We start from the raw sequence: 24,659 nt of genomic DNA on the forward strand, positions 1-24,659 counted from the left end.
CTGATAGGGGAGGAGGCCGCGCACCCCGCGCAGCCCCTGATCCAGATGCAGGGCATCCGCAAGAGCTACTACATCGGCCAGCCGAACGAGCTGGAAATTCTGCACGGTATCGACCTGACCGTCTACCCCGGCGAGTTCGTCGCCATCGTGGGCGAGTCCGGCTCCGGTAAGTCCACGCTGATGAACATTATCGGCGTGCTGGACAAGCCCACGGCGGGCGAGTACGTGCTGGACGGCGTCAACATCCACGACGCCGACGACAACGACCTGGCGGCCATCCGCAACCGCAAAATCGGGTTCGTGTTCCAGACGTATAACCTGATCGGACGCCAGAGCGCGTTAAAAAACGTCGAACTGCCGATGCTGTATGCGGGCGTCCCGGCAGGGGAGCGCACCCGCCGCGCTAAGGAATGGCTCGAGCGCGTCGGCATGGGCGAGCGGATGCGCCACCAGCCCAACGAGCTTTCCGGCGGACAGAAGCAGCGCGTCGCGATTGCCCGCGCCATGGTCAATGAGCCGGCGTTGATCCTGGCCGACGAGCCTACTGGCGCACTGGACAGCCAGACGAGCCGCGTCGTGATGGATCTCTTTCACGAGCTGCATGAAAAATACCACAAGACCATCGTGCTCATCACGCACAACCCCGAGCTGGCCGAGGAATGCCAGCGGGTGCTGACGCTGCGCGACGGCCTGATCGTGGGCGAACGAAAGGGGACCGGCGAACGTGCAGCTTTTTGAGAATATCGGCATGGCGCTGACCAGCGTCAGAAGCAATAAAATGCGCAGTCTGCTCACGATGCTGGGCATCATCATCGGCATTGCGGCGGTCATTGCCATCGAGACCGTCGGCAACAGCATGACCGGCTCGGTCATGGACTCGATGTCCGGCATGGGTGCCAGTAACATTTCTGTCACGGTAACGCAGAAAAGCAGCTCCGACACGTCGGGCACGTCCCAGGGCGTCCGGCTGCGCCGGTTTATGGATTCCAAACCGTCGGACGCAGACCTTATCACCGATGCGATGATAAACGATTTTACAGCCGCTTTCCCGACCCAGGTCCATCACATCGAACTGACCCAGCAGGTGGGCAGCGGCACGACTGCCAAATACGGTGACCCGACCACGACCATCACGGCCACTGTCAGCGGCATCAATCATGCGGCACTGGCAGCCAGGGACGATGATTCGCAGATTTTGTACGGACGCTGGCTGGACGACGACAGGGATGCCGGGCGCAAGGTCGCCTGCGTGTCGGAAAAGTTCGTCGAGCAGGCCATCGGCGGCAGTGCGCAGGACGCCATCGGCAAGGCGGTCACGCTGACCATCAATCAGGATTTGTACACGTTCTATATACAGGGCGTATACAAATACACGGAGGATAGCTACTCCAGCATGTTCGGCGGCAGCGACGACGACAGCATCCAGACGGACTTTTACATCTCGCTGGACGTTGCCAAGGCCATCGCCGGGGCGGGGGCAGGGTACCAGAGCATCACCGTTGTGGCCAACGGCGGCACGGTCAATGTCACGGACTTCGTCAACACGGTGGGGGATTTCTTCGCCAGCTACTACACCCGCAACGACTCTTGGACGGTCAGTGCATCGAGCCTGGCGAGCCTGCTCGACTCGATGACCAGCATGATGAGCACGGTTTCGCTCGGCATCTCGGCCATCGCGGCGCTGTCGCTGCTCGTCGGCGGCATCGGCGTTATGAATATCATGATGGTCTCCGTGACGGAGCGCACCCGCGAGATCGGCACCCGCAAGGCGCTGGGTGCGCCTGCGTCGGCCATCCGTATGCAGTTTATCACCGAGAGCGTCATCCTCTGCCTGATCGGCGGCTTCATCGGTATTGTGCTGGGCCTGGCGCTGGGCACGGTGCTCAGCAATGTGGTGGGCTATGCCGCCAAGCCCAGCATCGCTGCGATCCTGATCGCCGTCGGCTTCAGTATGGCCATCGGCGTGTTCTTCGGCTATTATCCCGCCAACAAGGCCGCCAAGCTCGACCCGATCGAAGCGCTGCGGTATGAGTAAATAGCCTTAGCCTTCCCCCGAGGGGGAAGGTGGCCCCGCAGGGCCGGATGAGGGCGGAGTTTGCAACGTTGCCCGGTAAACGGGAAACCATGGCAAGCTCTGCCCGCATCAGTCACCTTCGGTGACAGCTTCCCCCGAGGGGGAAGCCTTTTTGTCCCCCGCATTGCGCGGGGGCTTTTTTTGTGCTATACTCGATACTGGGAAAGTGAGATGTATTGTAAAAATGAAAAAGGAAAGGCTGTTTACCAACCGCCAGCTACTGACGCTGCTCTGGCCGCTCATCATTGAGCAGATGCTGGAAATTCTCGTCGGCATGGCGGATACCGTTATGGTATCGTCAGTGGGTGAGGCCGCAATTTCCGGTGTGTCGCTCGTCGATATGATCAACCAGCTGATCATCACGCTGTTCGGTGCGCTGGCCACCGGCGGCGCTGTCGTCACAAGCCAGCATCTGGGGGCCAAACGCCCCGAGGATGCCGCCAAAAGCGCAGGCCAGCTCGTGGGCCTGAGCGCGATCCTCGGCGTCGGTGTGGCGGCGTTCTGCCTCATCACCCGCACGGCGCAGCTGCGGCTTTTCTTTGGCACCATCACCGACGAGGTCATGCAGGCGTGCCTGACTTACTTTACGATCACGGCGCTGTCGTTTCCGTTTTTGGCGCTTTACAACGCGGGTGCGGCCATCTTCCGCTCCACGGGCAACAGCGCGGTGTCGATGAAGGTCTCGGTCATCGTCAACGGTATCAACTTCTGCGGCAACGCGCTCTGCGTGTTTGTGCTGAAAATGGGTGTCGCGGGCGTTGCCGTGCCCACGCTGATCTCCCGCGCTGTCGGTGCGTGCATCATTCTGGTGCTGGCCGCGCGGCAGGACTACCAGCTGCGCATCACGCCGCAATCTGTCACCCGCTTTGAGGGCCGCACGGTCAAAAGCATTCTGTACATCGGCATTCCGTCGGCGTTTGAGAACAGCCTTTTCCAGCTGGGCCGCGTGCTTGTCGTCTCGATGATCTCGCTGTTTGGCACGGTGCATATCTCGGCCAACGCGGTGGCCAACAACCTGGACGCCATCGGCTGCATTGTCGGCAATGCCATGGGCCTGGCAATGATCACGGTCATTGGCCGCTGCATCGGTGCGCAGGACTTTGAACAGACAAATTATTATACAAAAAAGCTGCTTTTGTGGGATTATATTGCCCAGGGCGCGGTCAATATTGTGGTGCTGCTGTCTCTGAACCAGATTTTGAGCATGTACACTCTGACGCCCGAGACCCGCGCACTGGCGTGGACACTGGTCATGATCCACAACGGCATGTCAATTTTTCTCTGGCCCGCCAGCTTTGTGCTGCCCAACGCCCTGCGTGCCGCCAACGACGTGCGGTTCACGATGGTCGTTGCCACGGCCTCGATGCTGGTCTGGCGCATGGGCTTGAGCTGGGTGCTCTGCGTGCAGATGGGCATGGGTGCCGTCGGCGTCTGGTACGCCATGGTCGTTGACTGGATCTGCCGCATTATATGCTTTGTGGCCCGGTTCGTCAGCGGTGCCTGGAAAAAGAACGCGGTGAAGAAGGCTGCGTAGAAAAGCCTTGCCGAGAGGTAGGGGCCGGGCATGTCCGGCCCGCGGCTTTTCCCATAAGCGCTCATTTGCCGGTAAGTACCGGGCCGCACATGTGCGGCCTCTACTGCGTGGCTGACAAAATACTCGCGGATAATCATACATAAAGGAGTACCACCCCATGAAATTCATCAGCTGGAACGTCAACGGTCTGCGCGCCTGCCTGAAAAAAGGCTTTGAGGACGTGTTCAACGCGCTGGACGCGGACTTCTTCTGCATTCAGGAAACCAAAATGCAGCCCGGACAGGCGGATTTTGCGCCCGCGGGCTATACCGAGTATATCTACAGCGCCGACAAAAAGGGCTACTCCGGCACGGCCATCTGGGCCAAAACGCCTGCGCTCTCGGTGCGCTATGGCCTCGACGAGGACGTCCACAACCACGAGGGCCGCGCCATCACGCTGGAATACCCGGATTTTTATCTGGTCAATCTCTACGTGCCCAACTCCCAGAACGAGTTGGCGCGCATTGACTACCGTATGCAGTGGGAGGACGACCTGCGCCGCTATCTGCAAAAGCTGGACGCCGAAAAGCCGGTCATCCTCTGCGGCGATTTGAACGTGGCGCATGAGGACATCGACTTAAAGAACCCCGGCCCCAATCGCGGCGCGGCGGGCTTCTCTGACCAGGAGCGCGGCAAGCTGGGCGAGCTGCTGGCCGCGGGCTTTACGGATTCCTTCCGCCACCTGCACCCCGACGCCACCGGCATGTACAGCTGGTGGAGCATGCGCTTCCGCGCCCGTGAGCGGAACGCAGGCTGGCGGATCGACTATTTCCTCGTCAGCAGCCGCCTGGCCGATAAGATCGAGAAAGCAGAGATTCTGATGGATGTGATGGGGAGCGACCATTGCCCGGTTTTGTTGGAGCTCAACCCGTGAGCGCCTTCCCCCTTGGGGGAAGGTGTCTGCGGCCCCGCCCGCAGACGGATGAGGGAAAACCTGCCGGATATTACCCATGAAAGGGCGATACCGGTGAACTCTCCCCTCATCAGTCTGCCGCAAGCGGCAGACAGCTTCCCCCCTCGGGGGAAGCCATAGAAGAAAATTTTTAAAAATTCCCCCGCGTTTGCAATATCTCTCGCGGGGGATTCGTTTTAGTATACAGAAGGTCAAAGCGAGAGGAGGTGTGGGAACTGACAAATGAAGAATTTACCGGTCTGATGCAGCAATACCAAAAGCTCATCTACACGGTTTGCCTGCAATTTGTGCACGAGCCCCACACCGCCGAGGATCTGACCCAGGACACCTTCCTCTCCGCGTTTTCGGCTATAGACCGGTGCGAGCCGCAGTACTACAAGCAGTGGCTCGTCCGCGTGGCGGCCAACAAATGCAAGGACCACTTGAAAAGCGCGTGGGTGCGCAAGGTGGACGCCCCCGGGGACGACGCCCTGCCGGAGCCGCGCGGTGCGCGCGGCAGTGACGCCGACGACCCGGCCCAGAGTGTGGCAGACCGCGCCGGGGCCGCCGAGCTGGAAACACTGGTGCGCGGTCTGCGCGAGCCCTACGGCAAAATTGCCGTGCTGTACTTTCTGGAGCACAGGGAAACGGCGGAGATCGCTAAGCTGGTGGGCCGTCCGCCCGCGACGGTCAACAGCCAGCTGTGGCGCGCAAAGCTGCTGCTTCGCCAGCAGATCACCGAGAGGAGGCAGAAGGAATGAGCCTTTATTTTGATAACAACAAACTCTTTGACGCCGAAGGCCACCTGACCGACGAAGGGCTGTACGCCATTAAGGACGGCACGCTGGACGACCTCGGCGCACTGGAGGCCGCCGAGCATCTGAGCTTCTGCGACTACTGTCTGCTGCGCTACACGGCCATGATCGACGCCGCGCCCGACTGCATGAAGCAGCCGATGCGCGACCTGATCCCGCAGGTGCAGAGCCTTATGCGGCTGCGCAGCTTCCGCATTATGACAAACCGCTATGTCTCGGCGGCTGCCGCGGTGGTGCTGGGCTTTGTGATGTGGGGCGCGGTCAGCACCTTTGGTGTGCCCAATGCCGCCGCCCTGCTGCCGCAGCAGCCCGCCGCCCGGCAGGAACGCTTCGGCACCAAATTCAACACCGCCGTCAACGGCTTCTACAAGAGCCTGGACGACACCTTTAAGAGCTTTACCCTGACCGCGGAAAACGGTCTGGACCAGATCAGAGCACAAAGCATCGGCGGCAGCACCGCCAAGGGGGAATAAACCATGAAAAAGAACGGCTTTCTGACATTTATCTTCGCCTGTATCCCGGGCGCAGGGCAGATGTACTACGGCTATATGCAGCGCGGCCTGTCGATTGCGATGATACTGATACTCTGTGTGATGGCGGCCACCGTCGTTGAACCGCTGCTGTTCCTCTGCCTTGTCATCTGGATGTACAGCTTTTTTGACACCTATGACCTCATCCGCCACATGGCGGCCGGTGAGCCGAAGGAGGATTCCCTGCTGGTTCTGGGCAATTATGGGGAGATCAAAAAGCTGGTCCCCCAGCACAACAGACTGATCGGCTGGGGTCTGGTCGGCTTCGGCGTCTGGGCACTGTATGAGACATTCATCTCAACTTGGCTCTATACGCTGCTGTGTAATCTTGTGGGCGACGGCTACGCCTACGACATCATCACCGGCATACCGAATGTTGTCATTGCGGCACTGCTGATTTTCGCAGGCCTCAAGCTGCTGGGTCTGCACCCCGAAAAGAAAAACCGCGACGATGAGCTTCCGCCGTATCCGCATGAATAACGCCCTGCCTTCCTCCTTGGGGGGAAGGTGGCGCCGCAGCGCCGGATGAGGGGCGGCCTTACGGACGCCGCTCGTCTGCCTTTTGCCGCAGGGTAGGGGCGGGATATGTCCCGCCCGCCGCTGACTCACCGCAGCTGTGCCCGCCATACACGCGCGGCCCGGGTATGCCCGGCCTCTACCACTCAATATAAATAGAATGAGGTAAAATCATGGATGAACAAACCACCCCGAAAAAGGTCCGCCGCGTCGGCAGCATTGCGCTTGCGCTGGTGCTGATTGCAGCCGGTGTCCTGCTGATCGTCTATCAGTTTGTGCCGCAGTTCGACCTGCTGAAAATTCTGAAATTCTCCCCGGTCATCCTCATTGCGCTGGGCATCGAGATGCTCGTCTACAGCGCCAGGCCCGACGTGAAGGTGAAATTTGACTGGCTCGCCATGCTGGGTACGGCGTTCACGCTCTGCATCGTCGGCACGGCGGCACTGCTGCCCCTGGCAATCAGCGAGTGGAGCCCGGCCCGCAATTACGCCCAGAACCGCATTGAATCGCAGAAAGCGGACGCGATGTACAACGCCATGACCGCCGACCCGGCACTGAAAGCCAAGCTGAACAGCCTGAATGTCGAGGTTCATTTCTTCCACGAGGCCGACGGCGACTACACGCTGCAAAGCGGCGACGACTGCATCCTGTACGCCGCGCTGCAGGGCCCCTACGCCGATGCCGAGACGTTCGCCGCCGACTGTATGGCCGTTATGCAGCGGGCCGCAGACGACGGTCTCGGCTTTACATGCTACCACTTTAACGCCGATGAGGACACCGACGACGGCATCAGCTACTACCTGGACTGCGTCGCCTCCTACCCGGCGGGGCTGACCGCTGCCCAGGTGGCCCAGCGCGTGCAGGCCAGCTACCACTATGACAATAACAGCTTCCTCAGCGAAGCAGACCGGGATGATTACATCCGCCGTCAGCTGCAGAATGAGATTTCCGACGAGTACGCCGACCGGCACGACGGTGCCTATCCCGACGAGAAATACCTGAACGAGGAAACCGAGCGCCGCCTTGCCGAACGAACCGGCATGGCCACGCCTGAAAGCGCACAGGCATAAACACGCATAAAAATTACCCGGAGCCCAATCAAACGGGCTCCGGGTCTGTTGTTATACGCTCTCGCCCTCGACCAGCTCAAAGGGCACGGTCTCGTGGCGGGCGGGGGCGTTTTCCTCTATGCAGCGCAGCAAAATGTCGGCGGCGCGCTCGGCAAGGACGGTGGTATTCTGCCGGATCGTCGTCAGCCGCGGCACGGTGTACCGCCCAAGCGCAATGCCGTCGTACCCGGCCACGGCAATGTCCTGCGGTACGCGCAGGCCGTGGTCCTGTATGGCCCGGATGGCTCCCACCGCCATCAGGTCCGACATGGCGAAAATCGCCGTAAGGCCGGGGCAGTGGGCCAGCAGGTGCTCGGCAGCTGCATAGCCGCCCTGCATCGAGAAGTCCGCAAGCCGGTACTGCCGGTCAAAGTCGAACGGCACGCCGAGCCGCTGCAGGGCATCCAGACAGCCGTCCAGCCGCTGCTGGCTCGGGCGGGAGGTTTCGGGCCTGTCGCCGATGATGCCGATGACACGGTGGCCTTTGGCATATAACTGCTCGATCATCACGGCAGCGGCAGCGCGGTCATCCACGCTGACGCTGGACAGATTCTCAATGCCCAGCCCGGCGGCGTTGTTCGTCAGCAGCAGGCAGGGGATGCCCAGCGACGCCAGCGCCGGGGTAAAGCATTGCGGGTGCGCACCGATGAAAAAGAGGCCGCAGGGCCGGCGCTCGGCAAAGATGGTCTGTGCGCAGGCCAGCTCGTCGGTACTGCCGTTGTTGTAGTAGACCGTCGGCGTATAGCCGCGCGCCTCCAGACAGGGCTGCAGCTTGTCCAGCAGGTCCGCAAACAGAGCGTTCTGCGTGCCCTTTACAATGAGGGCCAGCCCCTCCGGCACCTGCTGCTTCAGATGTTTGGCATTGGCGTTGGGCTGGTAGCCGTGCTGCGCCACAACGGCCAGTATTTTTCGGCGTGCGTCCTCGCTGACGCGGGGGTTGTTGTTCAGCACGCGGGACACTGTGCCCACGGCATAGCCGGACTCGCGGGCAATATCCTTGATGGTCAAAGCTGCGCCTTCTTTCGCGTTGATTTGCTACCAGTATACCATATCCAACCAAAAGGGGAAAGGGGAGGCTCCCTGCGGATTTTGCGGGACGCTTTTTATTTTTTCGGATTTTAAAAATTCCGCCCCGCAACCTCTTGGCAAACAGGGAAATTTCTGCTATACTATTCTATACATCTGTGAGGGCCGTTAGCTTAACGGTTAAAGCCGGCGGCTCATAAACATTGGATGTTAGGATTTTTCTCTTTGCAAAAATTCGATAAATCGTAAAATTTGCGATTTCCATAGTTGATTTTTCTGCTTTCATCTACAACCCATCTACGGGCGGTTCGCAACTGCTTGTTTGGGTTGTTTCATAAGGGCCATTAGTTCAGCGGTTAGAACTCTCGGCTCATAACCGAGTTATCGTAGGTTCGAATCCTGCATGGCCCACCAAACAAGAAAAATCCGAACCTGTTTCCGATTGGAGAAGGGTTCGGATTTTTCGTTTTCTTCGGGAACAACAATGAAGGCTCCCGTGGACGGCGCAAAACTCTGATGCCTTGTCATAGACCGTAAGCCGATAACGAGAATTGGAGGATGCGATTATGAAGTACGATGAAAGAGCCTGCAAGTTTAACATGGATACCGGGTGTGTGGAGTTGACTCTCCAAGATGGGAGAAAAATTTCCATTGACTGCACCGGGGTTGAGGATGCACTGGATGTGACCATGGCGCAGAGGTCAGAGTTAGACTACCTCATCTACAATGACCCGCTAGGCTATGCCGATTTGATTTTGAATGGCGATCCGGAGGAATATTTGAAAAATGCAGCCGGGAGCCATGAGTTAGAAGATTAGAGGCTGAATTCGAAGAATGGTTGATAACTCTCATTAGTAGGAGTATAATTTATACAAAGGGGTATACGTCCTTTTCAGAAAAAGGAGGAAGCACTATGGATCGAATTACGAAAGGCTATATGAACAATTTTGCGGCATCGCAAGAATTAACAGGTCAAAACGAATCAGAATTATTTGAATCGTTTGCATGTTACTGCGTCCTTTCAAAAGAATACCCAGAGCATTTTGATATATCGGATATTGTTACAGGTGGTGGAAGTGATGCGGGAATTGATGGAATTGCAATTATTGCCAATAATGTCTTAATACATTCGCAAGAAGAATTTGATGATTTGGCCGAACAAACACATACAATTACGGATCTGAAATTTATTTTTATTCAAGCAAAAACATCTCCTACGTTTAATGGCGGAGATATTGCTACATTCGGTTTTGGTGTATGTGATTTGTTAAAAGAACAACCCGAGTTGGTTCAAAACGCAGAGGTTCAAGAAAAATCCAATATCATTTCTCATATTTTATCTAATATGATGCGTGTAAGAAATAAACCCAAGTGCTTATTATACTACGTTACCACCGGAAACTGGACAGAGGATCAAAATCTCTGCTCTAGAATTGAAGGCGTAAAGAGCGATTTGAAATCTGAAAATCTATTTTCTGAGATTAGCTTTGTACCAGTTGACGCAAATTATTTACAAAAATTATTTAAGAATACGGTCGATAAAATCCAAGCAATCATTGATTTTCCAGAGCGAATTACCCTTCCAGAGATGGAAAAAGTAAAAGAAGCATATCTTGGCATATTGCCAGCATGTCAATTTTTAAACCTTGTTAGTAATGAAGATGGCATTATCAAAAGTATTCTATATGACAATGTAAGAGATTTCCAAGGGGAAAATGATGTAAACGTAGAAATTGCCGAAACGCTGAATAGTTCAGAGGCCGACAAATTTGTTATTTTAAACAATGGAATAACTATTATTTGTAAAGAACTAAAAAATATTGTTCGCAATCAATTCTCTCTTGAAGATTATCAGATTGTCAATGGTTGCCAAACAAGTCATGTTCTGTATAATAACAAAGAAACAATATCGGACAAGGTTTATGTTGCGATAAAAATTATTTCGACAGATGACGAAGAAACTGTCAATAAAATTGTGAAAGCGACAAATAGGCAAACCGAGGTTACCGATGAACAGCTACTGGCATTAAATGATTTCAACAAACGCCTTGAAGCTTACTATCAAACTTATAGTGGCGTACAACGCCTATACTACGAACGACGTTCTAAGCAGTATACTTCCGTTATGGAAATCGAAAAGGTTAGAATTGTAACAGTTGCTACACAAATAAAGGCATTTTCTTCAATGTTCCTAGACAAGCCACAGTTAGCAAGTCGTTACTATGGGCGGTTGTTAAAAGATAGTAAGGATAGCGGAGAAATCTTTAATACGAACCATCAATTTATTGCGTACTACGTTTCTGCCTATGCTTTGTATCGGATAGAATTTCTTATTAGAAACAAGCAAATTGACCAACAGTATAACAAATATCGATATCATATTTTGATGATTTTGAAATATCTTGTCCTTGGTGATCAGAAGCAACCTCAATTGAACTCCCACAAAATGGAGACTTTTTGTCAAGAAATTCAAGGTATACTAGCTGATTCTAATAAATTAAATCAATATGTCGAATTTGCATGCAAGATAATATCTGATCAAGTTGGCGATTTGTCCAACGCAGAAAATGCCAAAACAGCACTTATAACAGATAAGTTAAAAAATGCGGCAATGGTTGTTAAGCTTTAAAATTTAATTTTACTGTTTCGAATATGTAATGCAGGGCGTTCCCTTTACCGGGAGCGTCCTGCTGTTTTTATGCGGCACATTCATGGTGCGCTCCTGCTTGAGGGCGAGAATCTTTTCCAGAAAGCTGCGCACCAGTTCAGGCTCACGGTGGAGCGCGTCCAGATAGGGCTTCACTTCATACCAGAGCTCGTGATACTTTTGACCCCAATGAGCAGCTTCCTTCTTGGCGGTGGAAAGTTCTTCTTTCAGGCGGCAGTTCTCCACGTCCATCATATAGCCGTGGTCGGCTTGCTTTTTCAGCTTGGAAAATTCTTCTTCGGTCAGCGAGTAGTTACCGAGAAAGGTGCGCTTGCCGATATAATCCAGATCGCGCGCATGAATGAAGGCTTCTTTCGTGAGCGTGACCTTTTTCTGCACAGCGGCAAGTTCCTTCTCCTTTTTGGAGAGGGTCTGACTGGTTTTGGCAAGCGACTGCGGCTTTTGGTCGGCTTGGGCGGTCAGGCTGTCCAGACGTTCCTGCTCCCGCTGGACTTTGAACTGGGTGACGGTCAGGTGTTCTTCGGTGCTGCCGCGCTCACCGCGCTCCACATCCGTGTACCCGGCGTTGCGCATATAGTTGAAGAAATCATCTTGCAGGATGCTGTACGACTTCTTCAGGACTGGTTTGCCGTTCTTTTGCAGGACGGGCTCTCCAGCATCGTCCAGCAGGGGCTTGGATGCCCACTTTTTGCTCCGGCTGACCTGCATGACGGTCTCCTTGACTGTGCCGACCAATGCCCTGCCTTTGCAGCGTTTCGACCACAGGATCTGCTTTTCCACCACAGGTACATAGACCACATGGAGGTGGTAGTGGTAAACTTCGCGGCCTAGTGCTTCGGTCATGGCACGGTTGATCTCATCAGCGTGCATGACGGCGGAGAGGATATACTGCTCACAGCCCACGATCTGGACAGCGGCTTTATAGGCATCTGCGTAGAACTGCTTGGCGATCTCATAGCCGCCGTGATTGTCAAAGTAGGCAGAGTTGACATCAAAGACAAGTTCACAGTAGTGGGTAGCATCCGGCTTCAAGCCGCGCGTTGAAATCGTACCAGCGGTTTCCAGTTGGGCGAACAGGTCAGTGTAACTGGCGGTTGGCTTTTTGAAGTGGACGTTCCATGAGGCGCGCTGGGGGATAATGTCGGGGTTTCGATAGCTGTCCTTTTCGCGCTCGTTGTGCTGCTGGGTGTTGCCAACAGCCTTGTCCGAAACGGCAAGGTTTCGGACACTGGTGCGGTCAATACCATCATTTCTTGCCAAAGGGCATCCCTCCTTTCGGGGTTCAGAGGAAGGTGACGGGGACGGAGATGCACTTCCCCGGAAGTGTAATAACCCACTATAACACTTTCATCCCTATGGGCTGCAAAGTGTAGTGGGCTCTTCGAGGACTCTCCGAGGGGGAACGTCTCCTGCGGGAGAGCTACGATCAAGTTCGCACAATGCGAACTTGATTGCTCCGTACGCATCTGAAAAAATTGCGTACGGACTTCAAATAACCTGTACGGTTCCTACGGCGTACAAATGAACAAAATACAGACGACAAAACGCTTGATTTTCTTAAAATGCGCCGTACAGGTGCGTACAAGTACAGACCGTACAGGTTGTACGAACTTCTTCCGTGAAAAAATGCACTTTTTACGGGCAGGAGTGGACAATCGGTTCGATGTCCACAAAGCCCCGCACTCTGCGGCCACCGGGCAGGTAGATGTTATGTACTGCACCAGAGACCCCAAAGTGGGGACTCTGGTGTTTTTTGTTTCCTGCCTGAATATACGGGGAATTTTGCGGAAAGAGCAAAAAAGCGGCAGAACTGCAACGGAAAAAGAAAAAAGCCCTTACTGGTTGCAGGACTGCAACAGCAAGGGCGGAGAGGTAACCGTATATTGAACAAAACGGCAGAGCGTATTATAATGAGGAAAAAGATCAAAAAGGAGGGCCGACCACATGGCACAGGAATATCTGCCCGCACCATCCAACGTCCGTCTTGCGGACTTGATGAAAGAGCACAACATCAGCCAACTAGAACTCGCCAAGGAGATCGGCTGCTCCAAGAGCACCATCAGCCGTTTTATTAGTGGTGCGAAAGGAACCCTGACCCATGAGCAGGTGCTAAAGATTGCAAGGCTGTTCAAAGTGTCCACGGATTTCCTGCTGGGAGAAACCAACATCCCTGACCGCAAGAACTACGACATTGCCGAGCTGGGCTTGTCCGTAGAAGCTGCAAAGAATCTCTACACAGGGCGTGTCAATGCAGAGGTGGTCAATCTGCTGCTGGAAAACGCCCGCTTTGCAGAGCTTACTTACCGCATAGCGCAGTATTTTGACGATACTTTTGCATCCGGCATCGCAGCACAGAATGCCATGCTCACGACATTGAGCACCCTGCTGCGCACAAAGGTCAAGACCCCGGAAGCAGCCAAAGCCGCAAAGGACATCAGCCTTCGGAGAAAGCCAGTATACCAAGGCGACCTTGATGATATTGAAATGTACTTCATGGCGGCGGTCAAGGAAATCAAAAAGGGTATCGGGAGCCATTACGCCGAACAGGAAGCCATGAGCAAGAAAGTGGCAGAGAAGATGTTCGCCGAATTGACTAAAGGGCAGGATGTGCAGCACCCAACGATTACGGCAGAGCAGTTGACAGATGCAATGTTGGACAGCGTTTCGGGCATGGAAGGAGCTACGCCGGAAGCGCTGGAACAGCTGCGGAACGGTCTGCTGGGAATCTTGCAGTCTACCGCAGAGCAGGAAAACGCCCATGAAGCAGACGAATGAACGGCTTTGTGCGCTGGCGCAGAAAGGCGATGCTGCCGCGCTGGACAGCCTGATCGACAACAACAAGTCCTTTATTGGCAAGGTGGCAAATGACCTTTTCCGCAGCATGAATCTGGCACAGTCCGGCCTGAACCTTGACACGGACGATTTGAAACAGGCGGGCAATCTGGGCTTATGGAAAGCTGTGTCGAAGTTTGATGCAGCCTGTGGCATGAAGTTCCTGACCTATGCGGCTCCTGCCATCCGCAACGCCATGATGGACATGGTGCGGGATGCCTTTGCCGCTTTTGAGCAGCGGATGGTGACGGAAGACAAGGACGGCGTCTGCTACCAGCGCGTTTCGCTGGATGAGGTTCTGCCGGGAGAAGAGCAGCTGCGGCGTATCGAAGCCATAGCCGACCCCTACGCCATGCAGCCGCAGAGTATTATGGAAGAGCAAGAATCGCGCCGGGAACTGTACGATGGCCTGAAACGGCTGACCCAACGGGAGCAGACTTACCTGCTGTACCGCTATGGCTTCACCGATGGTGAGGAACATCCTTTGATCGGCACGGCGATATACTTTCACCTGACAAAAGGCCGCGCCAAAAAGACCGAGAAACAGGCTATGGACAATCTGCGGCTGGAACTGCCGTGGTGGTTTCTTTGAATAAAAAGAAAAAATCGTGATTGTGCTACAAGTTTTCTGGAAATTTATGTGCAGCTATACGATTTTAAAAAAATCGCAGACAGATGAAATAAAGCAGGCTTAAAATTCGTTATTCAAACAGAGAAGCCAATAATCATGATACCATTGATGTGATTCTTATAACTGCAATCGTTCAGAAAAAATGTGACGTTCAGAAAATTCAAATGGAGCTATGATGAAGAGGTGCTTAAAATGACGAAATCAAGTAAGGAATTGGCTGTCTTTGGTATAGCTTTGGCCCTAGCAATTCTTATAGGCGGTTTCCTGTTGCATCCGTGGGGGAGGACAAAATCGGAACTTACTGTAACAAAGGTAGATTTAAGCAATAATTCTATCTATGCAACTGCTTCCAATCAGCTGTACGGTACAAATGATTACTATCTCATTCAGGGAGTTTCGGAATGCTTAAAAGGAAATATTCAACTATCGCAAATTGAAGAAGGCGAAAAGATTGTGGTAGTTTCCAATGGAAAGGTTTTGCTATCTGACCCATATCAGTTTGATACGATATACAGTATTCGGTTACAGTAATCCTATTTTCATGCCCTAAATAATGAAATGAATATAAATGCTTTTGAGAATTATTATGGAAGAGATAATTGTTGAACCACATATTGGAATTGGACAATTAAAATTAGGTATGGCACCAGATGAGCTAGAAAAAACTCTTCTGCAAATGAAGAGACAATGGTCGAATTCTTCTAATGAAGCAATGCAAATGGAACGTTGTGCGGAAACCGATGACCCTAATTTGATAACAGGACGATATATGGATAATGATTCGTTCTTTCTGGTGCAGTATCGGAACGGAAAAGCTACTGAAATCGGCATCCAGAGAGAGTTGTCTAAAGTGGCATCAATAAAATTGTTCGGGCTGGATATGTTTAATACAACCGCCGAGTGTATTATTGATAGCTTAATGAAAAAGGACAACGTTATTTGCAACGAAAAGGACTTGCAACTGGGAACGGAATATATTTTTCCCAAAATTGGAGTCCGACTCTGGAGAGAGCGAGCATTTCATCCCAAATTGTTGAAAGACCCGTTATACATGGAAGAAATGCAGGCGGTATTAGAAGACGAATATCAATATCAGTATTTTCAGATGGTTACCATAATAGGTTGAACTACTAACTAACCATGAGCCCTCTATTTGCAACGACTGCAAGTAGAGGGCTCATGGTTTACTTTGGATATTTTAATTAAAATTTAGTCTTTCAGTCTGCCGTGGTCACAGCCGAGTGAGAGATAATGCTCAATTTCACTACCCAGCACAAGCTGGGCGTACTCCAATGGCTTATTGTAGAGCAGCCAGTCCAGTTCTGCCCGCTGTGCAGGGGTGTTGCCGAACTCGTCCTCAATAACGATTATTGTTTTGAAGTTCCATAGTAGTAATCGACGAGCTTTGAAAACTGGAGTTGTCTGTATTCCATCGGAAAATTCTCCAATTCTTGAACAATACGGTCATATTGCTCAGTTTCTGTTATTTTAGATAGAGAACGTTCGCTTCGTTCAGAAACCAGTTTATAAACCGCAAGTAAACCGCCTGAGACCAATTCGATAATTGCAGAAGGAACAACTGTAACAATGGTCGAATCAATCCATCCTTTTGCGTAAAGTCCAATCGCAACTGCAAATAAAATTGCGCCAAACCAAATAAGTCTTTTTAGACTCATTAGAATGGTTTTATCCTCAGCTAATGTCGTTGTATGGTAAGTTGTGCTAAGATGCATAGTTGGCGATGGAGATATTGTCTTCGTTGTTTTAGGAATTGCTTTATATAATTCATTTGGACTCTGATTGATTGCCATTGCCACCCTCCGAATTTCCTGTATCCACAAACGCGTTACTAACAACAGCGTTGACCAGAATGGTATTTCCACAATTCATGCAAGTAACAGGCACTAGTGGCAAATAATTTCCGCCAACCTGTATTACACCATCAGTTGCATTAATAAGGGTGACTATGTTGGTGTCAACATTCCAGTTTCCATGACCGCACAATGGGCATTTTTCATTTCCCCATTTTTGATTGAGAAACTGAATCAATTTTTGACCATCCAACTTTTTAGGTGACATTGCCAACAACTCCTTTAAAAGTAATCAAAGATATTATACACGGTGTGTGTCAGTAATGCAAATACCATCTTCAAATCGAAACTTATGAAACCCGTACATTTCAAACTATGTTACTATGACGAAGAAAGGGATTTGATCCAATAATATTCTTTTATACATTACATTGTGTCAATGAGAAACAGTCTTTCTTTATAGGATGGAGTTCCTTGATATTTTGCTCAAACCTGCAATCGACAATTTGTTCAATATGGAGAAATTTTCTCACAGGACAACTCTTTGTTTACTTGCAACGCAAAATACGTTACAATAAACTTGAGGTGATAACCATGGAAAAAACGATGACACTCAATCTTCGTGTGAACCCTACCGTCAAGCAGCAAGCCGAGGATGTACTGAAACAGCTTGGCATCCCGATGGCAACCGCCATTGATATGTACCTGCGCCAGATCACCCTGACTGGCGGCATTCCTTTCTCGCTATCCCTGCCGAAAGCTCCTGCGGCGCTGAACGCCGATACCATGACCGATGACCAACTCCATGCAGCCTTGCAAGTGGGCATCAAGGAGATTCAGAACGGTGATACCGTGGATGCTGCAAGCGCATTCGCACAGTTCAGGGAACAGCACAGATGAAGCAGTATGACGTGAAAATTTCCTATGCAGCCCTCAGCGATATGGAGCAGATTTACAGCTATATTGCTGACCGTCTGTTGGAGCCTGACACGGCTATGGGGCAGTATAACCGCATTGCAGAAGCCATCCAGTCGCTGAACATCCTGCCGGAACGCTGTGCGCTGGTGGAAAGCGAGCCGGAGCGCACCCAAGGGCTGCGGCAATAACTACTCGGTGTTCTACATTGTGGGCGAGGATACCGTGTCGGTGGCCCGTGTGCTGTACAGTGCATCCGACCTTGTGCGCCGCCTGCGGAGAATGAAATGAAAGGGGTGTTTGCATGACCGCTGTGATCTACGCCCGCTATTCCAGCGACAACCAGCGTGAGGAATCCATTGAAGGACAGATTCGGGAATGTACAGCCTATGCCGAAAAGAACGGCATTGCCGTGGTCAAGCACTACATTGACCGCGCCCTTTCCGCCAAAACCGACAACCGCCCGGATTTCCAGCAGATGATCAAGGACAGCGAAAAGCGGTTGTTTGATATCGTGTTGGTCTGGAAGCTCGACCGCTTTGCCCGAAACCGCTATGATTCAGCGCACTATGAGTACCAGTTGGAACGAAATCATGTCAAGCTGGTATCTGCCACGGAGCCTATCTCTGACAGCCCTGCGGGTATCATGGTCAAGAGTATGCTCACGGGCATGGCTGAATACTACTCGGCAGAGCTTTCTGAAAAAGTTGTGCGTGGCATGACTGAGAATGTTCTGAAGGGCAAGTACAACGGCGGCACGATTCCCATTGGTTTTAAGGTGGACGAGGAGAAGTTCTTTCAAATCGACCCGCTGAAAGCTCCCTTTGTGGTAGAAGCCTTTCAGCGGTACAACGATGGCGCAACTATGAAGGAACTGATGAACTGGCTGAACGACAGTGGCGTGACCACCAACCGTAAGCAGAAGTTTACCTACAACAGTGTTCAGACGCTGCTGACGAACAAACGGTACATCGGAGAAAACCACTTCAAGGACATTGTGATGCCCGACAGCATCCCGGCCATCGTGGACAAGGACTTGTTTGAAGAAGTACAGCAAAAAATCAAGAAGAACAGCCGCGCTCCTGCCCGTCACAAGGCCGAGGACGATTACTTGCTCACCACCAAGCTGTTCTGCGGAATGTGCGGCGCGATGATATTCGGCGAGTGCGGTACGGGTAGAAACAAGGTCGTTCATCATTATTATAAGTGCGCCACCGCGAAGCGTTTCAAGACCTGCAAGAAAAAGATCGTCCGTAAAGAATGGCTGGAAGATTTGGTCGTGGCTGAAACCATGAAGCTGATTCAGGACGATGCCGTGATTGATGCCATCGTTGCAGAAGTCATGGAGTTGCAGGATCAGGAAAACACCAAGCTTCCTTTGCTGGAAAAGCAGATGCGCGAGGTGGAGAACGGCATTGAGAATATGCTGAACGCCATTCAAGCAGGTGTGCTGACCAACTCCACCAAATCGCGTTTGGAAAAGCTGGAAGCCCAGCAGAAAGAACTTGAGGTTCGGATCGCCGAAGAAAAAATCGCTCGGCCACGGTTAAGCGAAAATCAGGTTCGATTCTGGCTGACCCGGTTCCGCAAACTCGAACCGAATGTGAAAAGCCACCGTGAAACGCTTATCAATACATTCGTGAATGCTGTTTATCTCTATGATGAAAAAGTTTTGATTACATTCAACTACAAAGACGGCACAAAAACCATCACTTTCGATGAGATCGCCGCCAAAGATGCCCCAGAGAGCAATGGTTCGGATTTAGGTTGCTTCGCTCCACCAAAAAGAGACGTGCAAGCGTAAAGTTTGCACGTCTCTTTTCATCTTTCGGGAGTTTTTCTCTTGTAGAGCGTCTCGCTCATCTGGCTGCGGATGGAATCCTGCCGCTTGTGGTAGACCTGCGTATAAATTGCCAGTGTCGTGCTGGGCTGGGCATGGCCCGCCTCGGCCGCCACCGTAGCGACACCGATGTCCGGGTTGGAGAGCAGGATACTGACAAAGGTGTGGCGAAACATATGCGGGTGGATTTTGCGGATGCCCGCTTTCTCGGCCACGCGGTCAACAATTTTGCCATAGTGGTCGGGGCTGATGGGCCAGCCGAAATCATTGATAACGATAAAATTTTTCCCGCGCAGCTTTTGCAGGGACTCCCGGTACGATTCCCACTTTCCGTCCATGCAGGTCTGCCAAGCACTGCCCATACGGTGCTTTTGTGCAAGCCATTGGTCACGGTAGGTTTTCAGATATTCCATAAATTCGGGTGCTACATCTATGTCACGGACGTTGTCCTCTTTCGTGGTCGTTAGGTGATAGCCTTTGTTCACTATGAGCAGTGACTTATCCACATGGACGGTGCAGTGGTCGAAGTCAATATCTTCCCATGTCAGCCCGGCTAACTCACCGCGCCGCATTCCGGTATTCAGCAGCCCCATAACGATGACTTGCTCCAGTGTGGAACAGCGCGGCAGCACCCTAAAAAGAGCCTCTACTTCTTCCGGGTGCAGGCAGTCTACCGGGCGGCTGCGCGTACCTTTAACCGCGAGTGTTTGGGTATCGTTGTCTATGCCGTACTCGCGTTCGGCATATTGCATTACGAGCCGCAGAAAGATGGCATACTCCTTGATGGTTTTTCGTGCAATAGGGCGGTGATCCAGTTCAATATGAAACAGCTTTTCGGGCTTACATTTGAGAGCTGCTGCAATTTCCTGTGCTGTTTTTAGTGTGGTACGCTCTCCGCGGAACACTCGCTCTACAGATTTTGTCTGTATGGAGCATTGTGCTGCAATTTGGGGACAGGACAGTTTCTTATACTGCTTTGCGTTGGGTTTCAGTACCGCATACCCTTTCACGCTGCGCACATCGGCCTCCCCCAGCAGTTCCAGAAACTTCTCGCATTCGCGCTTATTTACTTTTGAAATTGGCATTTCTGCAAATGCCGGGCTGATTTCACAGATTCGCCGCAGCATGGTTTCCTTACCTGCTGTGGTGTTGGCTTTATTCTTGTGCTGCTCGTAGTCGCCCTCCAGACGAACGGAGGGGTCAAGCATCGATTTTTTGGAATCAATGTATGCTCTTGCTACATCTCGGAAGGGCGTGTTTTTGCCATCTTTTTCATCGTCGGCTTTCTGTTGCTCTGCGCGTTCAAAAACGAGTGCGGCTTCAATGGCAGCGTTTTCACGCTGGCGGTGGGTTTTCAATACAGTGGGGTCAAAGTCAAAGCGCCCATATCGCCGCACCCTTTTTCCATGTACAGTCACATTAGCGGTCAGTACATAATAGGGGGCGCTGCGTTTGGGTATCATAAGTTTTGCCGATGCCATTATTCAGATTGCTCCGTTTTATTGTTGTAGTAGGCCGCCAGCTTGCCAAGGTTAATGTACCATTTAACACCGGACTGAAATGCCAAATCCGGGTTTTCGCGGCAGACACGCCGCAGATAGTACGGCGGCAGGTTCATAATCTCGCTGGCCTGTTTGATGCTGACAATCTGCGGCAGGGTGATTTTCTCAATTTCGCAGGCGGATGCCTGCAGCGGCATTTGCACAGGTTCTTTCATCGTTCTTCACACTCCACATAGTAAATTGGCTTTCGGTTGTGGCGGCGCAGCAAGCGTGCGTCCAGCCCCGTCAGAAAGAGTTCATATCGTAGATTGGTCTCGGTCGTAATTAGCACTGCACCGTAATTTTGCAGAAAGCGCAGGATGCGGTATAAGGTTGCAATGTCGTGACTCAGTCGGTCAAGGCTCTGCACCATGACGGCATTGACGCGCCCCTGCTGAACAGCGGTGAGCATGGCGAACAAATCAGGTCGCCAGAATTCGGTGCCACACTTCTGCTCCATGCAGGAGTTGACAATGATGTAGCCGCGCCGGTCGGCTTCGCGCATGACTTCTGCAAGCTGTTCTTCCAGTGCCGGCAGGTTCGGTGCTGCACTGCGGGCAAATGCCCAAACTTTGTATTCTTTCATGGGCACACCTCAGAATTGATCCATAAGCGGGAGTCGAACATCAAAGCGTGGCTTACCGAACGAAGCCCGCGTGAAGCGGTCACAGACAAAGCGTTCCAGACCGCTGTTGATGAGTTCGGCGTTCAGGTCACATTCGGTGGTAATAAGGTAGACATCATTCTGACGCAGAATTTCAATAACTCCCACCAGTATGTAGCTGTTGCGGCTGATTTGCTCCAAATCGCGTACCATCACGGCTTCAATCCGACCGTTCTCTACTGCGTCCAGCATAGATCGCAGACCGATGCGGTCTTTCAAGGTGTTGCCGCTGCAATGGTCAAAAGATGTGCCGCGTACAAGGAATCCATGCCCTGCTGCTTCGTCGATAAGGTCATACAGCCGGTCAAAGGCAATGCGCGGATCGCTGTTGGCGCAGCGCACATAAATCCAGACATCGTGGTTTCGCATAAGGTACATTGCAGATCCCTCTTTCACAAAAAGTAATCCGGGCGCTTCTGCTCCCGGATGAATTGCTGCACATCTTCGATTTTCTCGGTGATTGGGCAAGTCGGCAAAGCTGCCAGCGCGGCATCATGGTACTTGCCGCCGATGCCCGCGCGTTCATCCAGAATGGCTACCACACAGGAATCCTGTTCCGTGCGAATGGCACGTCCAAAGCCTTGTCGCAGTTTCTTCTGCATTTCGGGGATGATTTCGGCGTTTATATAATCGCGCAGATTTGGGTACTGCCGGCGCTCGTAGTCGCTGACCGGGTCGGGAATCGGGAACGGCAGCTTTGCGATAATCAGCAGTGACACCATGTCGCCGGGAAAGTCGATGCCCTCCCAGCAGGAACCAGCCGCAAACAGTACGCCGTTGCCGGATTGCTTGAACTTCTGGATGATTTTGCCGCCGTTGCGCCACGCCTGATAGGTTGGATATGTCCACTGACCGTCCGTCAGCGCGCGAACTTCCGCCATCTGGCGGTACGCTGTGAACAGCACCAGCGCATGACCGTGACAGGCACCAACCAACCGAACGATTTCTTCTGCCATTTTGCGGTTGTCCATTTGCATTTTTACGCGCGGCGGAAAGTACAACAGACATTTTTTCTTGTAGTTAAACGGAGAATCTGCTCGGAAATGACGCAGAGGTCGGTAAGCCGCCAGCCCCAAAAGTTGTTCCGTATGGCTGAAATCTCCGGCTGCAGTCAATGTACCGGAGGTCAGAATTGCTGGTTCGCGGGTATTCCATAGGGCGCTGCGGAGCAGCTGCGGTACGCGGCTGCTGGCTGCGCAGAATGTAGGCTGACCGTCGGCATCGTAGTCGATGTATAAGATGCGCGTCGGCACTTCCAAAAGAAAAAGGCGCAGGAGACTTTCGGCTTCTCCCAGCCTGTTCAGCAGGTATCGCGGCACATCCGGCAACCCGCCAGCATTTTGCAACAGTGCTATGCAGTCGATGAGCGCAGCGCGGCGGAACGGCGTAAGCACGAACGGTTCGCTCGCTTTTCCTCGCAGCTTGGAAAGTCCCTGCGTGCAGGAGAACGACAGCGTAAGGAACGCCGTCCGCATCTGTCTGGCAAAATCCTTGTAGTGCGCCTGTTGTAATAAAAGGCACAATTCATCCATGTTGTGCGGGGATAAGGTTTCTGTGTACATCTGGCGGGCGGCATCGGGTAATTTGTGCGCCTCGTCCACTACCAGCGCCTGATAACTGCGCAGGAGCAGTGGTCTATCTTCCTGCCGATGCGATGCGTCAGCCAGCAGATAATTGTGATTGCAAATTTGGATGTCGGGTTTCATGGAATCCCGCAAATATTGCTGGTAGCGGCAATCCTCGCGCAGAAAGCAATCGCGCGGGCAGGACTGCGGCACACAGATCCGGCAGCGGTCATACCGAGAAAGTTCTGGGATATGATCCATGTCCAGAATATTTTCTGCAATGTGCAAGCTGTTCCGTTGCCTTTTTCTGCTTGGCTGCACCAGCGATGCTCTTTCGGCAAGGCGGGCATCGCAGACAAAACGCTCTTTGCCCTTGCGGACAACGGCTGTGATGGGTGCGGTGATGATGCCCTCGGACAGCAAAACAGCGGACAGGTCGGGCAGATACTCAGTAAGGATAGCGTCCTGCAAGGCAACGCTGGAAGTGGAGATAACGATGGGCAGTTTCATCCGTTCGGGGCGATGCATCTGCCAAAGGATACAGCCCACGAGGTAAGCCAGCGTTTTGCCGGTGCCTACGCCTGCATCGCACAGGGAAATTTCCTTATTATATAAGGTATCTAAAACTTCATGGCAAAGCGCGATTTGTTCCTCGCGCACCGCCATACCGTGCCGGGGTAAAATCTCCCGGAAAATCTGTTCGGCTATGTGGTGGGATTCCACATAGCCTGTCGGATAGGTTTGCATAGGTTTTACACCTCTGTTTTTCCATCCCGTTTAAAGCAAAATGATGGGCAGCAGGCGCTTGGGGTCCTGCTGCCCACGATTTGCCCTAAACGGCAAAAGTAGATAGTTAAGAAACTGTGCCACATTTGCCGCTCGCACCCCTGACACCGGGAACACAACAGGCAGACCACTGGCGATGGCCGTTCACTGACTCCGCCGGAGTCTTACTGCTTACAACTCCGGCTCGGTCACCCCCTCTGACGCGGGAGGCTGCAGGTGTATCATTATAGCCTTTTCCTTGGCAACTTATGGTTTTGCCAAACCGCCCATCGGGCCTGCCGAAAAAGGAACGTACCTGTTATGCTGGGTATTCGGTTGTCAAGGTACAGGCAAGGAGGTTTCCGGTTCAGCGTACATTTCAAACATCAGCCGTACATGGTCGGCGGCTACGGTGTCGGCAACCATTTTCTTTGTGCGGATACCCTCTACCACAGTAGGCTCTAACTGATAACCGTATGGCGCCTGCCCGCTCATGTGGAAGCCTTTCAGGCACCGGGAATAGTAGGCGTCTGTGACACGCTTCTGAATTGTCTCACGTTCAAGCTGGGCGAATGAAACTTGTCTGAACCTCGGGCCATTGTGACCCGAAGTGTTTTGCCTCTCATAAGCCATTTCATTTTCCAGCCTAAATCGGTACGCCTTACAAAGAATTTTTCAAAATTTTTTCTAAGCGCCGCAGACCTCGCTCGATTGCGACACGAACCACTTTTTCATGGACGCCCTCTGCCCGGGCAATGTCCTGTTTGGTCATGCCGAGAATGAAATGGGCGTAAATCCGTTTTGCCTGTTTGTCTGGCAGACTGGTAATCGCTGCGTGAAGTTCCTGCATGGTCACTTTCCGCTCATACAGTTCATGGGGAGATAAAGCGAC

At 52.4% G+C, this 24,659-nt stretch carries 28 protein-coding genes, 1 tRNA gene and 2 pseudogenes; 19 read left to right on the forward strand and 12 right to left on the reverse strand.

Annotation, left to right across the window (positions count from 1 at the left end; translation table 11 throughout):
• Positions 1 to 45: 45 nt before the first annotated feature.
• The 8 genes from B5D32_RS07965 to B5D32_RS08000 all read left to right on the forward strand — a co-directional run bounded on the left by B5D32_RS07965 (position 46) and on the right by B5D32_RS08000 (position 7,470).
• Positions 46 to 738 (forward strand): ABC transporter ATP-binding protein, encoded by a 693-nt coding sequence (locus B5D32_RS07965; RefSeq protein ID WP_270442488.1) that lies wholly within the window; start codon positions 46 to 48, stop codon positions 736 to 738.
• Positions 725 to 2,035: an ABC transporter permease gene (locus tag B5D32_RS07970; RefSeq protein WP_078784535.1), complete on the forward strand. Its 1,311-nt coding sequence runs from the start codon at positions 725 to 727 to the stop codon at positions 2,033 to 2,035. The genes B5D32_RS07965 and B5D32_RS07970 overlap by 14 nt, the downstream gene beginning before the upstream one ends.
• Positions 2,036 to 2,258: 223 nt before the next feature.
• Positions 2,259 to 3,608, forward strand: a complete 1,350-nt coding sequence (locus B5D32_RS07975) for an MATE family efflux transporter (RefSeq protein WP_078784536.1) — start codon at positions 2,259 to 2,261, stop codon at positions 3,606 to 3,608.
• A 157-nt stretch (positions 3,609 to 3,765) separates the two neighbouring features.
• The gene (locus B5D32_RS07980; RefSeq protein ID WP_078784537.1) at positions 3,766 to 4,521 is read left to right on the forward strand and encodes an exodeoxyribonuclease III; all 756 of its coding nucleotides are present in this window, start codon (positions 3,766 to 3,768) and stop codon (positions 4,519 to 4,521) included.
• 245 nt (positions 4,522 to 4,766) lie between these two features.
• Positions 4,767 to 5,300 carry an RNA polymerase sigma factor gene (locus B5D32_RS07985; protein WP_242943417.1) on the forward strand — a complete coding sequence of 178 codons (534 nt, stop codon included), beginning with the start codon at positions 4,767 to 4,769 and terminating at the stop codon, positions 5,298 to 5,300.
• Entirely contained in the window at positions 5,297 to 5,827 is a 531-nt protein-coding gene (locus B5D32_RS07990; RefSeq protein WP_078784538.1) for a hypothetical protein, read from the forward strand. The genes B5D32_RS07985 and B5D32_RS07990 overlap by 4 nt, the downstream gene beginning before the upstream one ends.
• A gap of 3 nt (positions 5,828 to 5,830) precedes the next feature.
• Positions 5,831 to 6,364 (forward strand): hypothetical protein, encoded by a 534-nt coding sequence (locus B5D32_RS07995; RefSeq protein WP_078784539.1) that lies wholly within the window; start codon positions 5,831 to 5,833, stop codon positions 6,362 to 6,364.
• A gap of 209 nt (positions 6,365 to 6,573) precedes the next feature.
• Positions 6,574 to 7,470 (forward strand): hypothetical protein, encoded by an 897-nt coding sequence (locus tag B5D32_RS08000; protein ID WP_078784540.1) that lies wholly within the window; start codon positions 6,574 to 6,576, stop codon positions 7,468 to 7,470.
• A gap of 51 nt (positions 7,471 to 7,521) precedes the next feature.
• On the opposite strand, the gene B5D32_RS08005 is transcribed toward B5D32_RS08000, so the two are convergent.
• The gene (locus B5D32_RS08005; protein WP_078784541.1) at positions 7,522 to 8,517 is read right to left on the reverse strand and encodes a LacI family DNA-binding transcriptional regulator; all 996 of its coding nucleotides are present in this window, start codon (positions 8,515 to 8,517) and stop codon (positions 7,522 to 7,524) included.
• A 356-nt stretch (positions 8,518 to 8,873) separates the two neighbouring features.
• On the opposite strand from B5D32_RS08005, the gene B5D32_RS08010 reads away from it, so the two are divergent.
• From B5D32_RS08010 to B5D32_RS08020, 3 genes are all read left to right on the forward strand, one after another.
• Positions 8,874 to 8,949: transfer RNA gene (locus tag B5D32_RS08010), tRNA-Ile, on the forward strand.
• A 152-nt stretch (positions 8,950 to 9,101) separates the two neighbouring features.
• Positions 9,102 to 9,353: a DUF6061 family protein gene (locus B5D32_RS08015; RefSeq protein ID WP_078784542.1), complete on the forward strand. Its 252-nt coding sequence runs from the start codon at positions 9,102 to 9,104 to the stop codon at positions 9,351 to 9,353.
• 95 nt (positions 9,354 to 9,448) lie between these two features.
• Positions 9,449 to 11,164, forward strand: a complete 1,716-nt coding sequence (locus tag B5D32_RS08020; protein ID WP_078784543.1) for an AIPR family protein — start codon at positions 9,449 to 9,451, stop codon at positions 11,162 to 11,164.
• A 9-nt stretch (positions 11,165 to 11,173) separates the two neighbouring features.
• Here the strand turns inward: B5D32_RS08020 and B5D32_RS08025 are convergent, their stop codons facing one another.
• Complete coding sequence (locus B5D32_RS08025; RefSeq protein ID WP_078784544.1) at positions 11,174 to 12,463, reverse strand: plasmid recombination protein; 1,290 nt, start codon at positions 12,461 to 12,463, stop codon at positions 11,174 to 11,176.
• A 261-nt stretch (positions 12,464 to 12,724) separates the two neighbouring features.
• Between B5D32_RS08025 and B5D32_RS15200 the strand changes: the two genes are divergently transcribed.
• The 5 genes from B5D32_RS15200 to B5D32_RS08045 all read left to right on the forward strand — a co-directional run bounded on the left by B5D32_RS15200 (position 12,725) and on the right by B5D32_RS08045 (position 15,792).
• Complete coding sequence (locus B5D32_RS15200; protein ID WP_159447011.1) at positions 12,725 to 13,090, forward strand: hypothetical protein; 366 nt, start codon at positions 12,725 to 12,727, stop codon at positions 13,088 to 13,090.
• A gap of 57 nt (positions 13,091 to 13,147) precedes the next feature.
• Positions 13,148 to 13,978 (forward strand): helix-turn-helix domain-containing protein, encoded by an 831-nt coding sequence (locus B5D32_RS08030; RefSeq protein WP_078784545.1) that lies wholly within the window; start codon positions 13,148 to 13,150, stop codon positions 13,976 to 13,978.
• A complete protein-coding gene (locus B5D32_RS08035; RefSeq protein WP_078784546.1) occupies positions 13,962 to 14,627 on the forward strand; it encodes a sigma-70 family RNA polymerase sigma factor in 666 nt (221 codons plus the stop codon). The genes B5D32_RS08030 and B5D32_RS08035 overlap by 17 nt, the downstream gene beginning before the upstream one ends.
• A gap of 231 nt (positions 14,628 to 14,858) precedes the next feature.
• Positions 14,859 to 15,197, forward strand: coding sequence for a hypothetical protein (locus B5D32_RS08040; RefSeq protein WP_078784547.1), 339 nt, complete (start codon positions 14,859 to 14,861; stop codon positions 15,195 to 15,197).
• Positions 15,198 to 15,252: 55 nt separating this feature from the next.
• Positions 15,253 to 15,792 carry a hypothetical protein gene (locus B5D32_RS08045; protein WP_078784559.1) on the forward strand — a complete coding sequence of 180 codons (540 nt, stop codon included), beginning with the start codon at positions 15,253 to 15,255 and terminating at the stop codon, positions 15,790 to 15,792.
• A gap of 83 nt (positions 15,793 to 15,875) precedes the next feature.
• Here B5D32_RS08045 and B5D32_RS15525 read toward each other — a convergent pair.
• The 3 genes and pseudogenes from B5D32_RS15525 to B5D32_RS14895 all read right to left on the reverse strand — a co-directional run.
• Positions 15,876 to 16,034: pseudogene (locus B5D32_RS15525) on the reverse strand (DUF6061 family protein); the annotation flags it as partial.
• Positions 16,034 to 16,477 carry a hypothetical protein gene (locus tag B5D32_RS14890; protein ID WP_143402705.1) on the reverse strand — a complete coding sequence of 148 codons (444 nt, stop codon included), beginning with the start codon at positions 16,475 to 16,477 and terminating at the stop codon, positions 16,034 to 16,036. The pseudogene B5D32_RS15525 and the gene B5D32_RS14890, both read right to left, overlap by 1 nt.
• Positions 16,452 to 16,745: a hypothetical protein gene (locus tag B5D32_RS14895; RefSeq protein ID WP_143402706.1), complete on the reverse strand. Its 294-nt coding sequence runs from the start codon at positions 16,743 to 16,745 to the stop codon at positions 16,452 to 16,454. Before B5D32_RS14895 ends, B5D32_RS14890 begins: the two co-directional genes overlap by 26 nt.
• Before the next feature lie 338 nt (positions 16,746 to 17,083).
• On the opposite strand from B5D32_RS14895, the gene B5D32_RS08055 reads away from it, so the two are divergent.
• The 3 genes from B5D32_RS08055 to B5D32_RS08065 all read left to right on the forward strand — a co-directional run bounded on the left by B5D32_RS08055 (position 17,084) and on the right by B5D32_RS08065 (position 19,196).
• The gene (locus B5D32_RS08055) at positions 17,084 to 17,377 is read left to right on the forward strand and encodes a type II toxin-antitoxin system RelB/DinJ family antitoxin (protein WP_120120645.1); all 294 of its coding nucleotides are present in this window, start codon (positions 17,084 to 17,086) and stop codon (positions 17,375 to 17,377) included.
• Positions 17,374 to 17,583 carry a hypothetical protein gene (locus tag B5D32_RS08060; RefSeq protein ID WP_478292483.1) on the forward strand — a complete coding sequence of 70 codons (210 nt, stop codon included), beginning with the start codon at positions 17,374 to 17,376 and terminating at the stop codon, positions 17,581 to 17,583. Before B5D32_RS08055 ends, B5D32_RS08060 begins: the two co-directional genes overlap by 4 nt.
• Positions 17,584 to 17,696: 113 nt before the next feature.
• Positions 17,697 to 19,196 (forward strand): recombinase family protein, encoded by a 1,500-nt coding sequence (locus tag B5D32_RS08065; protein WP_078784549.1) that lies wholly within the window; start codon positions 17,697 to 17,699, stop codon positions 19,194 to 19,196.
• A 17-nt stretch (positions 19,197 to 19,213) separates the two neighbouring features.
• Here B5D32_RS08065 and B5D32_RS08070 read toward each other — a convergent pair whose 3' ends face one another.
• The 7 genes and pseudogenes from B5D32_RS08070 to B5D32_RS08100 all read right to left on the reverse strand — a co-directional run.
• Positions 19,214 to 20,713 carry a tyrosine-type recombinase/integrase gene (locus B5D32_RS08070; RefSeq protein ID WP_078784550.1) on the reverse strand — a complete coding sequence of 500 codons (1,500 nt, stop codon included), beginning with the start codon at positions 20,711 to 20,713 and terminating at the stop codon, positions 19,214 to 19,216.
• Positions 20,713 to 20,949, reverse strand: a complete 237-nt coding sequence (locus B5D32_RS08075; RefSeq protein ID WP_143402707.1) for a hypothetical protein — start codon at positions 20,947 to 20,949, stop codon at positions 20,713 to 20,715. Before B5D32_RS08075 ends, B5D32_RS08070 begins: the two co-directional genes overlap by 1 nt.
• Positions 20,946 to 21,359, reverse strand: a complete 414-nt coding sequence (locus B5D32_RS08080; protein ID WP_078784552.1) for a recombinase family protein — start codon at positions 21,357 to 21,359, stop codon at positions 20,946 to 20,948. Before B5D32_RS08080 ends, B5D32_RS08075 begins: the two co-directional genes overlap by 4 nt.
• 9 nt (positions 21,360 to 21,368) lie before the next feature.
• Positions 21,369 to 21,815, reverse strand: coding sequence for a recombinase family protein (locus B5D32_RS08085; protein ID WP_078784553.1), 447 nt, complete (start codon positions 21,813 to 21,815; stop codon positions 21,369 to 21,371).
• A 14-nt stretch (positions 21,816 to 21,829) separates the two neighbouring features.
• A complete protein-coding gene (locus tag B5D32_RS08090) occupies positions 21,830 to 23,749 on the reverse strand; it encodes an ATP-dependent DNA helicase (RefSeq protein ID WP_078784554.1) in 1,920 nt (639 codons plus the stop codon).
• Positions 23,750 to 24,121: 372 nt separating this feature from the next.
• A pseudogene (locus tag B5D32_RS15530) lies at positions 24,122 to 24,346 on the reverse strand (recombinase family protein); the annotation flags it as partial.
• A gap of 82 nt (positions 24,347 to 24,428) precedes the next feature.
• The coding region (locus B5D32_RS08100) for an RNA polymerase sigma factor (protein WP_143402708.1) at positions 24,429 to 24,659 on the reverse strand (231 nt) is incomplete at its 5' end.

The organism is Gemmiger formicilis (genome assembly GCF_900167555.1).
In the GTDB taxonomy this organism is placed as follows: Bacteria; Bacillota; Clostridia; order Oscillospirales; family Ruminococcaceae; genus Gemmiger; species Gemmiger formicilis.